Raw genomic sequence first — 11,132 nt, 5'->3', positions numbered from 1 at the left:
AGTTTAGGGAAAGTTTACCGCAATGGCAAGTTGTTTTAAGGAATCCTCAAAGGTTTCTTCTGAGCTGCCGATAACAAGAATTATGATTAATAAAAATCAACGATTTATTGTTGTCCAAATCAAAGATATTTAAAAAGTTTACGAGATTTTATCCTATAAATAACAGTAACGGGAACTATTATTCGTTAATAAATTTTAATACTTAAAAGTGATACTTCCGGGATGGGTTCTCTATTGACACATGTCCCTAGCAACACTAAATTAAATTTGTGTTACCAGCACTATACCAAAAAGTAACCAGGAAAAAAGAATGGGAAACAATTTTACCAGCCGCGTTCAAAAAGTAATTCGCTATTCCAAAGAAGAAGCCATGCGCCTTGGGCATGATTATATCGGCACGGAGCATTTAACTTTGGGTGTTATAAAAGAAGGCGAAGGCATTGCCATAAAAATACTAAAGAACCTTGGCTGCGATCTTGAAAAATTAAAAAAGGCCATTGAAGACGCCACAGCTCCATCGGGCGGAACAATGACCATTGGCAATCTGCCGCTTTCTAAGCGCGCAGAAAAAGCCCTTAAAATGACATACATTGAAGCCAAAAACTTTAATAATGATGTGATTGGTACTGAGCACCTGATCCTTTCAATCTTAAAAGAAAAAGATTGTCTGGCTGCGCAAATTCTGCAAACCTTTAATGTAGATTATGCTGCCGTTTACAGCGAGCTTGAAAATATTCTTGCAGGAAAGCCATCTACTCCTCCTGCTCCAAAGCAAGCATCGGCAAAGAAAACCAAGACACCGGCACTTGATCATTTTGGCCGTGATTTAACCCAAATGGCCGTTGATGGAAAACTTGATCCGATTATTGGTCGTCAAAAAGAAATTCAACGTGTTGCCCAGGTTTTAAGCCGTCGCAAAAAAAATAATCCCGTTTTGATTGGTGAACCAGGCGTTGGTAAAACTGCCATTGCCGAAGGGCTTGCCATCCGTATTATAGAAAAGAAAGTATCCAGGGTTTTACATAATAAACGTGTTGTAGCATTGGATATGGGTTCAATTGTTGCCGGTACAAAATACCGCGGACAATTTGAAGAACGAATGAAAGCCTTGATGACTGAGCTTGAAAAAGCGCTCGATGTTATTCTGTTTATCGATGAGCTGCATACAATCGTTGGTGCAGGCGGCGCATCGGGTTCTCTGGATGCATCAAATATGTTTAAACCGGCCTTGGCCCGTGGCGAGCTGCAGTGTATTGGTGCCACAACTCTTGATGAATACCGTATGCATATCGAAAAAGATGGCGCTTTGGAACGTCGTTTCCAAAAGGTAATGGTTGAACCTACTTCTCCTGAAGAGACGCTTGAGATTTTACATACTGTAAAAGACCGCTACGAAAAGCATCATAATGTGACTTACAATGATTCTGCAGTTGAGTCTATCGTAAAATTAGCTGACCGTTATATCAGCGATAAAAACTTTCCTGATAAAGCGATTGATGTTTTGGATGAAGGCGGATCACGTGTTCATATGGAAAACATAATCGTGCCAAAAGAAATTTTAGAATATGAAGGTGAGATTGAAAGAATTCGCGGTGAAAAAGAATCGCTGGCAAAGCTTCAGGATTTTGAACGCGCTGCCAAACTGCGCGATATGGAACGCAATTTAACTGAGCAACTTGAAGCCGCCCGTCAAAGATGGGAAGTTGAAGAAGAAAGCCGCGTAGCTGCCGTAACAGAAGATGATATCGCAGCTGTTGTTGCCATGATGACCGGCGTACCAACTCAGCGAATCGCCTTGAACGAATCTGAAAAATTATTGGATATGAATGAAATCCTTAAAAAAGAAATCGTTGGCCAGGACGATGCTATTCATACAATTACAAAAGCAATCCGTAGGGCAAGAGCCGGTTTGCAAGATCCTAACAGGCCAATTGGTTCATTTATTTTTCTTGGCCCGACAGGTGTTGGAAAAACATATCTTGCAAAACAGCTTGCACAATTTTTATTTGAAAACTCAAACGCGCTTATCAGGATTGATATGAGCGAATACATGGAAAAATTTAATGTATCACGTCTTGTTGGATCTCCTCCGGGATATGTTGGTTATGAAGAAGGTGGATTACTGACAGAGAAAGTGCGTCGTCATCCTTATTCTGTTATTTTACTTGATGAAATTGAAAAAGCACATCCAGATGTATTTAATATTTTACTACAAGTTATGGATGAGGGACATTTAACAGATTCCTCCGGGCGCAAAGTTGATTTTAAAAATACGATATTAATCATGACATCGAATATTGGCGTGAAACACCTTAAAAATACCAGTGGTTATGGTTTTACCAATAATGATGATTCCAAATTTGAAAACATGAAAGGCAAAGTTACAGAAGAACTGAAGAATGCCTTTAATCCTGAGTTTTTAAATCGTGTCGATGATGCTGTTGTCTTTAAGCAACTTGATGAAAAAGAATCAATGACAATAATTGATATAACATTGAAAGAAGTTGTAGTTAAGCTTAAAGAAAAAAATCTTCAGTTTCAGCTTTCAGACGGTGCAAAGAAATTTCTTGTTGAGCAAGGCTTTGACCCAATGTATGGTGCACGTCCATTGAAAAGAGCTATCCAAAAGCATCTGGAAGATCCGATTGCTGATGAGCTGCTAAAAGGTACATTTAAGGAAGGCAGCACCATTCAGGTTAAAATGAAAGGTAAAACAGAACTGGCTTTTTCTGAAGTCGAATCTAAAGAAAAAAATGAAGAACCTGAAAGCGATATTCTGAAAAACTAAGAATAAAAAATATATAGAAAAGGCTGTTTCAAAAGCTGTTATTTTTAATCAAATATAATATGCTGGCTTTTGGAATAGCCTTTTTTTATGAGAAATTCAAGGAAAACAATGAACATAAAATTAGACTATTCAAACTTAATCAGCACAAATATTGGTGATGAACATGGAATCGACTTTGAAGTATTAAAGCAACTAGTAGAAACCGGTTCTGCAGCTGCTGCTGCTCTGGAAAAGAAAATTGAAGATGATACTCTGGGATTTTATAAGCTGCCGGATAACAGTGAACTTGTTGAAGAAATTGAAACTTATGCTTCCTCTGTGCGGGAACGTTTTACGCATTATGTCCATGTTGGCATTGGTGGCTCAGCGCTTGGGCCAATAGCTTTACAATCCTCGCTCAGAAACACATATTATAACAATCAGGATTCCCCTAAAATGTATTTCCCGGATAATGTTGATCCGGATTGGCTCGCTGAGTTGATGGAAGAGATTGATGTAAAAAAGACATTGTTTCATGTTGTTTCCAAATCTGGCGGAACGGCTGAAACGGCCGCAACAATGCTTTATATAATGAGTTTCTTAAAAGAGAAATTAGGCGAAAATTTCTACAAAAACCTTTTATTTACAACTGATCCGACCAAAGGCCTGTTAAACCAGATTGCCCTTGAAAACGCAATAAAATGTTTCCGAATTCCACCAAATGTTGGTGGCCGTTTTTCAGTTTTATCACCAGTAGGGCTTATACCTGCAGCCATAGCCGGAATTGACATCAAAAAATTAATGGCCGGTGCAGCAGAAATGTGCGACTTGTGCCGCGAGCAGGACGTATTAAAAAACCCGGCTTTCATTTTTGCTGCCACACACACAATTCTGATGAAAAAAAATAAAAACATCAGTGTGATGATGCCATACAGTAATAAGCTTAAGGATATTTCGGATTGGTATGGTCAGATTTGGGCAGAAAGCATCGGTAAACGTTTTGACAATCAAAACAATGTTGTGGAAGTTGGCCAGACACCCGTAAAAGCTCTCGGCGCGACAGATCAGCATTCCCAGGTGCAGCTATATGTAGAAGGCCCAAATGATAAGGTGGTAACTTTTCTTGAAGTTGAAAAATTTAAAAATAATCACCTGCTACAAAATCATTTTCCTTATATAAAAGATTTTGATTACCTGGCAGGAAAAAGTTTAGGCAATCTCTTAAACTCAGAAAAACACGCCACGGAAATCGCCCTTACAAACAACAACCGTCCAAATCTCACTATTAAAATTTCTGAAGTTTCCGAAGAAAATGTGGGTGCGCTTATTTTCTTTTTTCAGGCAGCAACTGCTTTTGCAGGTGAGCTGCTTAATATTAACGCTTTTGACCAACCCGGTGTAGAAGAAGGAAAAATCGCCACTTATGCGCTTATGGGACGTGAAGGCTACGCAAAGAAAAAAGAAGAAATTGAAACGGCAGCGGCTAAAAAAAAGCTATTCATAATTTAAAGAATTAAGTATTAACGATTCCATCGCTTGAAGTGATGGAATCGATTTTATCCTCAAATAAAATCCATGAAACAAAATCTTGCCCATATTGCCCTGGTTGTAAATGATTACGATGAGGCAATTCAATTCTATACTGAGAAACTGGACTTTGAACTTATCGAAGATTCCAGGTTAAGCGAAACAAAACGTTGGGTTGTTGTCAGCCCTCCTGGTTCTAACGGGTGTTCCCTTTTGCTGGCCAAAGCAGGTGATGAAAATCAGACAGCTTCAATTGGCAATCAAACCGGTGGACGGGTTTTCCTTTTTTTACACACAGATGATTTTTGGCGCGATTACAATAAAATGATCAAAAAAGATATTAATTTCGTTCGCGGACCAAATGACGAAGAATATGGCACCGTGGCGGTCTTTGAAGATCTCTATGGTAATCTGTGGGATTTGATTGAGCCTCGTAATTCAAAGTGACAGTCTTTTAGCACCATTCCCAATTATACATGGATGCTGAATCAAGTTAAGCATGACGGTAGTAATGTTTTAACTCCTCCTAAGTTTTTACTTTTTGGCATTTACAGCCGATTTTCCTATATTTCGCCTTTTTAAAATTTAACAAGGAATATTCTATTATGGTTATCAAACCGCGTATCAGGGGCTTTGTATGTTTAACAGCGCATCCGGTCGGATGTGAAGCCCATGTAAAAGAACAAATCAATCATGTCACTTCCAACGGGCCAATTAAAAATGGGCCTAAAAATGTACTGGTAATCGGTGCTTCTACCGGTTATGGATTGTCCTCGAGAATTACCGCAGCTTTTGGTTCCGGTGCCTCCACGCTGGGTGTATTTTTTGAAAAAGAGCCTAAAGATAAAAAAACAGCAACTGCAGGGTGGTATAATTCTGTTGCTTTTGAAAAACTTGCCAAAGAAAAGGGGTTAAAATCAGTCAGCGTAAATGGCGATGCTTTCTCCGACGAAATAAAAGACAAAGTTGTTGATATCTCTAAAAATGAATTTGAACCATTTGATCTTGTGGTTTACAGTATTGCTTCTCCACGACGGACACATCCTAAAACAGGTAAAGTATATTCGTCAGTTTTAAAACCAATCGATAAGGCATATGATGGGAGAACTCTCAACACAGATAAAGTTGAAATCCAGGATGTTCATTTGGAAGCGGCAACCGATGAAGAGATTGAGGGAACTGTTGCTGTTATGGGCGGCCAGGATTGGGAAATGTGGATGGAACGCCTAAAAGATGAAGGTTTGCTGGCTGAAGGATGCCAAACCGTCTCTTACACCTATATCGGCACAGAACTAACTTGGGCGATTTACTGGGAAGGTGCCATCGGCAAAGCAAAAGATGACCTTGATAAAACATCTGCCAGGCTAAATAAATGGCTGGAGCCGATGGGCGGCAAATCTTATGTTTCGGTGATGAAAGCTTTGGTTACACAGGCCAGTTCTGCTATTCCGGTTGTACCGTTGTATATTTCTGTTCTGTATAAAATTATGAAGGCCAAAGGAAATCATGAAGGCTGTATAGAGCAAATCGACCGCATGTACCGAGACAGGCTGTATTCCGGAAATCCGCAGGTTGATAAAGACGGCCGTTTAAGATTGGATGACTGGGAAATGGAAGATGATGTGCAGGCGAAAGTAAATGAAGTCTGGCCGCAAGTAAAAACCGAAAATATAAATGAACTGACCGATTTTGCAGGCTATAAAGAAGAATTTTTAAGATTGTTTGGATTTGGGTTTGATGGAGTTGACTATGACGAAGATGTAAATCCTAATGTAAAATTTTAATTATGTAAACATAATATCAAACAGACAAAATTTTACATAATAAATAAAAGAGTTTATTACAATGGAACTCTCTTCAAAAGCTAAAGACATTTATTCACAAATCAACCAGGAAACCACAAAACTTGGAGATTTGCGAAAAATTGCCAAGGACATTAAAAAAGGCCATGAATTAGCTTTGGAGCTGTGGTCTACAGGTGGATTCTCAGCTCGCCTGTTAGCAACCTTAATTATGGACAAAAAACTTATCACTAATAAGTTCATAGACCAAATCGATGAAGACATACAAAACCATAATTTGGATGAAAGGAATCAATTGGCCGATTGGCAAATGGCAAGAGGAATATCGTACCCGATGTATTGCCATAGGTGAAGAAACTGGCCTTTACAAAAACGAAATAGTTCTAAAAGGCTGTACGCCGAGTTATTTACCTAAATTTATTTCAATTGAAGTTGCGAAATTGAAAAAGTAATAGTATTAAAAAGATTCCAAAAAGATAAAACTAACACACCCTACATTTTCAGAAACCAAGTTAGGCAATTTAATAAAACCGCACACCACTCTGAAAAGCATGAAGAAGGAACAAACTAAATTACTATTTAGAATGGCATTGCTGATTGGAACCATAATTTCTATGTTTTATGTACCGTGGATTTTGGTGTGGGCATGGATAATACCGCTGCCGGAAACTATCCAAGAAGAAGTAAACGAAGCCATTGATCGTGGATTTGATGGAATTATTGTTTATGTTGACGAGGCCGGCAAAGCACCTGCCTTTTATGCAGCCGGCTGGCACGACCGAAAAAACAAAATACCTGCCGACCCGAAAGCCTTATTCAAAATTGCCAGTATTAACAAGTTATATGTTGCTGTTTCAATCACTAAATTGGCAAAAGACAAACGTTTGTCTTTAGATGAAACGTTAGCCAATTATCTTCCGGAACTTGTAGGTAGAATTGAAAATGCGGAAAAAATTACCTTGAAAATGATGGTTCAGCACCGGAGTGGTATTCCCAATTTTACAGATAATCCTGCTTTTTGGGAAAACGAACAGGAAAATAGCAAAAAAGCCCTTGAATTTGCCCTCGATTTACCGGCAAGTTTTGAACCTGATAATGGATATGAATATTCAAACACGAATTATTTGTTGCTTCGTAAGATTATTGACAATGTATTAGGATATAGCCATCAACTGTATATCAAGGAGAAAATATTGATACCACTCAAGCTGAATAACACTTTTTTTTCGCTTAACGAAGTCGATTTAGATGATGTAATGAGTGGATATTATGTTGGATATGATGAAGATTTTAAAGCAAATGAATACGGAATGTTAGCTACAGCAGAAGATGTTGGCATATTCTTGCGAGCCTTAAACGATGGTTCAGTATTTGATGAAGGAGAACAGGAAATCTATCCTTATGTCTACGACCATGGCGGTCTGGTCATTGGCTATCAAAGCCTTGCAGAATACCACAAAGATGTAGACGCTGTAGTCGTTCAGTTTATTAATACAACTGATTTTAATGGATATGAATGGAACTTATCGGAAATTATAATTAACCGTATAGTAAAAATATTGAGAAGTAAAAGAAACCCATAACTATGTAATCAAATCTATTAATCAAAAACAGAGTCAATAAGGAAACCAATGCACAGAAAACACCTTTTATTACTATTTCTTTTTAGCTGCAGCATAACTACTGGTTTTTGCCAGGAACACGAAACGGTCCTGACTTTACCGGAGAACTGGAAAAGTGAAATAATCCCCTTTCCATTGGGCTTTGCCCAAGATATTGATTTAGAAGGGTTTGAAGATTTACGTTTCGCACCAAATTGGTCTGACTCCACCAGCGAGAATTTTTGGACCTATATGTTTGTATGGTACATTGAAAAGGAAAGCGCAATGACCGAAAATAAACTTACTGCCTACTTTAATAGTTATTACGACGGTCTTATGGGGGTCAATTTTAAAAATAGAGAAGGCGTAATTAATCCTAATAACTTGGATAAAACCATCTGTCTGTTCATAAAAACGAATGAAGGCTTTACCGGAAAAATGAGAGTGTATGATAAATTCTTCAGCAAGGATTATATAACACTAAATGCAAAAGTTAGAGAATCCTTCTGCCCCAAAACCAATAAACAAATCATTTTATTTGAAATATCACCAAAAGAGTTTGGCCATGAAGTTTGGAATATATTTGAGGATGTCCAGCTAAAAGTAAAATGCAAATAAACAGATCCGTTGCGGTTTTAGAAAATTATTAATTAAAAGTCCAGCGAGTCTGCCGGGCTTTTAATTTTATTTATTGACCGTGAAGAAACATGTGTATAAATCTGAGTGGTTTCCAAACGCACATGGCCAAGCAGTTCCTGTATAAAACGTATGTCTGTTCCTTCATCTAGTAGATGAGTGGCAAAACTATGTCGAAGAGTATGCACCGTTGCCTTTTTGCGTATGCCTGCTTTCTTTAAAGCCTGTTTCATCACACTTTGTACACTTTTATCAGAATACCGCCCGCCCTTTGCCCCTGCAATCAAATAGTCCTTTGGTGCATATATCTTGTAATATTCCCGTAAAATGTTTAAAAGTTTTTCTGATAAAACCACATAGCGGTCCTTTTTTCCCTTTGCCTGGCGAATGTGTATTTTTAATCTTTTGGAATCAATATCACCTATTCTTAAATCTAACAGCTCTCCCAAACGCAGCCCAGCAGAATAAATTAAAAGTAAAATTGTTTTATGCTTCATATTTGAAGTTACTTTTATCAACCTGCCTACTTCCTCCTTGGAGAGGACAACCGGAAGGGTTTGCGGCTTTTTTATTTTTATATTCAGCGATTTTGGTACTGGCTTTTCTAAAACGTTTTGATATAAAAAACGAATCGATGCCAATACCTGTTTCATGGAAGAAAAGGAATAGTTTTTTTTGGTTTTGCAATAAAACAGGTATTCTTCAATAAATTGCTCTGATACTTCATCAACTTTTTTAGAAGCAACGAATTCCAGAAAAAGGACAAGTGCCGAAAGATAGTTTTTAATCGTTTGATTGGAATAATTTGCTATAGTAAGTTTTTTTTCAAACGTGCTAAGTATGATTTGTTTTTTCATTTTTGACAAGCTATATTTCTCGCTAAACGCAACTAAAACTAATACATATTCCCGCTATACGCAATACGTATAGCAAGATGTTGTACGCAAGCTAAAAAAACATACTACATATGAAAAGAACAATAATGATAATTCCAGTTTTCTTAATATTATTAAGCTGCTCATCAAATGGGCAAAAAGATAAGTTTGATACTAAAGCGCAGATTGAAAAACATAAGCATGATTCAAAACTTAATAGAGAGCCAATTACTAATGCAGATGGAATAACTCTTAAATGGAAACTTAAAACTGATGAAACCATTGGATATAAAACTGCGATGGAACAAGTTCAGAGTAGTGATTTTGAAATTGATTTTGGAGATAATGATATGCCCAAGGATGAAATTAAGAAGGTTTTCGAGGGACTAAGAAAAGAATTTGAGAAGACATCATTCATAACAACTATGCAGTGGAATGACCGAGGTAATATTGAGACTAAAATGTTTACCGAAGGATACAAGGAAAGTGAATCCAAACCACTTGACCTCAAAAGTTTCGAACCATCAAGCATGATGAAAGGTGTTATGTTAAGGGGAGAAATTAATGAGAATGGACAAATACAAAGCTTCTATCTAAAAAGTGCACAAAAGAATCTTATAGCTATGTTCTTTGAGTTGCCGAATAAACCAGTAGGATTAGGAGATACTTGGGCATTAGGAGTTAGTTACCTTCAATTTGACCAATCTTTTGTATGTAAATCGGCAAATAGTGATAACAGAGTTGAATTGATTGATATACTTGTGGAGCAAAATGATACTATTGTTGTTCTTAAATATGATATTTCTGAACATGCAGAAGGATTCATAAAAAATCCAATGACTAATAAAAAAGTCCAGACTTCACTATCAATGGATTTTAATGGTATTGCAGAATTTTCTGTCTCAGAAGGTCGTTGGACTAATTATAATGGGATTTTAGAGACTACTCAAAAAGGGATGATGACGGGTAGTAGCAAGCAGAAATTAGCATTGATACCATTGGCTGAATTAACTAAAGACATGATAAATGTAGAGTAGCAGCCAGCGTACAACAACGTATAAATCCAAGCCGGGGAAAGTGCTAAATTGCAACGAAATAGCTATATTTAACAGCTTAACGAATTGATAAGTTTTGGCTCCGAATTTCCGGCCAGTATTTATACAAATCGTTAGGCGGCATTATAAAAACCGAAAGTATGAACAAAAAGATTCTGATATGGAAAAGGAAAAAATATTTGATTCATTAATTCCAAAGGACAGAAACCTTGATAGAATAGCTACAGAAGCGGACAAAAACCCTGAGCTTGTTTCTTATTTGCTGGAAGGTGTTCAAAACAAGAATGTGAGAATTAAATACGGTTGTTTCAATACTCTTGTTTTAATTAGTGAGAAGAAACCCGAATTATTATATCCTCATTTTGACTTATTTGTTGAATACCTAAACTCTGACAACAACATTTTTAAACTCGGAAGCATAAAGATGATTTCAAACCTTTCAAAAGTTGATAGTCAGAAAAAATTTGACAAAATCTTTGACAAGTTTTATTCATTTATTCGTGATCCAGAAATGACACCAGCGGCTAATGTAAGTAAAGGTTCAATTATCATTGCAAAAGCAAAACCTCATTTAACCGAAAATATCACCAACCAACTTTTGACAGTTTCTCAAACTAAATACAAAACTAAAGAATGTAAAAATATTCTTATCGGACATGTAATTAGCTCGTTTGATAAAATGTTCAATAAATTGGAATATAAAGATATGGTAATGCAATTCGTTGAGAAAAATCTGAATAATCCTTGGAAAGGAACAAAAAGTAAGGCAGAAAAATTCTTGAAAAAAAGAAAATCGACCGCCTAACACGGTATATAGCAAATAGGGCTCTTGGTGATCTAAAGTTTAGTGCTTTCTACTGCCCTACGAC

General features: G+C 37.0%; 9 protein-coding genes and 1 pseudogene. 9 read left to right on the top strand and 1 reads right to left on the bottom strand.

Annotated features, from left to right (window positions below; translation table 11 throughout):
- Window positions 1-310: 310 nt before the first annotated feature.
- From HND50_11140 to HND50_11110, 7 genes and pseudogenes are all read left to right on the top strand, one after another.
- Window positions 311-2,788, top strand: a complete 2,478-nt coding sequence (locus HND50_11140; protein NOG45782.1) for an ATP-dependent Clp protease ATP-binding subunit — start codon at window positions 311-313, stop codon at window positions 2,786-2,788.
- Between the two features lie 108 nt (window positions 2,789-2,896).
- The gene (locus tag HND50_11135; GenBank protein NOG45781.1) at window positions 2,897-4,276 is read left to right on the top strand and encodes a glucose-6-phosphate isomerase; all 1,380 of its coding nucleotides are present in this window, start codon (window positions 2,897-2,899) and stop codon (window positions 4,274-4,276) included.
- A gap of 66 nt (window positions 4,277-4,342) precedes the next feature.
- Entirely contained in the window at window positions 4,343-4,741 is a 399-nt protein-coding gene (locus HND50_11130) for a VOC family protein (protein ID NOG45780.1), read from the top strand.
- Window positions 4,742-4,899: 158 nt separating this feature from the next.
- Entirely contained in the window at window positions 4,900-6,078 is a 1,179-nt protein-coding gene (locus tag HND50_11125) for a trans-2-enoyl-CoA reductase family protein (GenBank protein NOG45779.1), read from the top strand.
- A gap of 61 nt (window positions 6,079-6,139) precedes the next feature.
- Window positions 6,140-6,548 (top strand): annotated as a pseudogene (locus tag HND50_11120) (hypothetical protein).
- Between the two features lie 99 nt (window positions 6,549-6,647).
- A complete protein-coding gene (locus HND50_11115) occupies window positions 6,648-7,679 on the top strand; it encodes a beta-lactamase family protein (protein ID NOG45778.1) in 1,032 nt (343 codons plus the stop codon).
- Window positions 7,680-7,727: 48 nt separating this feature from the next.
- Window positions 7,728-8,315 carry a hypothetical protein gene (locus HND50_11110; protein NOG45777.1) on the top strand — a complete coding sequence of 196 codons (588 nt, stop codon included), beginning with the start codon at window positions 7,728-7,730 and terminating at the stop codon, window positions 8,313-8,315.
- Window positions 8,316-8,347: 32 nt separating this feature from the next.
- On the opposite strand, the gene HND50_11105 is transcribed toward HND50_11110, so the two are convergent.
- Window positions 8,348-8,986: a tyrosine-type recombinase/integrase gene (locus tag HND50_11105; GenBank protein NOG45776.1), complete on the bottom strand. Its 639-nt coding sequence runs from the start codon at window positions 8,984-8,986 to the stop codon at window positions 8,348-8,350.
- A 329-nt stretch (window positions 8,987-9,315) separates the two neighbouring features.
- Here HND50_11105 and HND50_11100 point away from each other — a divergent pair, with 329 nt between their 5' ends.
- Entirely contained in the window at window positions 9,316-10,245 is a 930-nt protein-coding gene (locus HND50_11100; protein ID NOG45775.1) for a hypothetical protein, read from the top strand.
- 178 nt (window positions 10,246-10,423) lie between these two features.
- Complete coding sequence (locus tag HND50_11095) at window positions 10,424-11,068, top strand: hypothetical protein (GenBank protein NOG45774.1); 645 nt, start codon at window positions 10,424-10,426, stop codon at window positions 11,066-11,068.
- The last annotated feature ends 64 nt before the right edge of the window (window positions 11,069-11,132 follow it).

This window comes from Calditrichota bacterium, from assembly GCA_013112635.1.
Lineage (GTDB): Bacteria > Calditrichota > Calditrichia > Calditrichales > J004 > JABFGF01.
The sequence above is the reverse complement of the archived record's forward strand: the minus strand, read 5'-3'. Positions and strand labels throughout refer to the sequence as shown.

Bases quoted from the DNA above. Each gene is read 5' to 3' on its own strand.
- HND50_11100 (NOG45775.1), top strand. From the start codon at position 9,316: ATGATAATTCCAGTTTTCTTAATATTATTAAGCTGCTCATCAAATGGG.
- HND50_11140 (NOG45782.1), top strand. From the start codon at position 311: ATGGGAAACAATTTTACCAGCCGCGTTCAAAAAGTAATTCGCTATTCC.
- HND50_11125 (NOG45779.1), top strand. From the start codon at position 4,900: ATGGTTATCAAACCGCGTATCAGGGGCTTTGTATGTTTAACAGCGCAT.
- HND50_11110 (NOG45777.1), top strand. From the start codon at position 7,728: ATGCACAGAAAACACCTTTTATTACTATTTCTTTTTAGCTGCAGCATA.
- HND50_11105 (NOG45776.1), bottom strand. From the start codon at position 8,986: ATGAAACAGGTATTGGCATCGATTCGTTTTTTATATCAAAACGTTTTA.
- HND50_11135 (NOG45781.1), top strand. From the start codon at position 2,897: ATGAACATAAAATTAGACTATTCAAACTTAATCAGCACAAATATTGGT.
- HND50_11095 (NOG45774.1), top strand. From the start codon at position 10,424: ATGGAAAAGGAAAAAATATTTGATTCATTAATTCCAAAGGACAGAAAC.
- HND50_11115 (NOG45778.1), top strand. From the start codon at position 6,648: ATGAAGAAGGAACAAACTAAATTACTATTTAGAATGGCATTGCTGATT.
- HND50_11130 (NOG45780.1), top strand. From the start codon at position 4,343: ATGAAACAAAATCTTGCCCATATTGCCCTGGTTGTAAATGATTACGAT.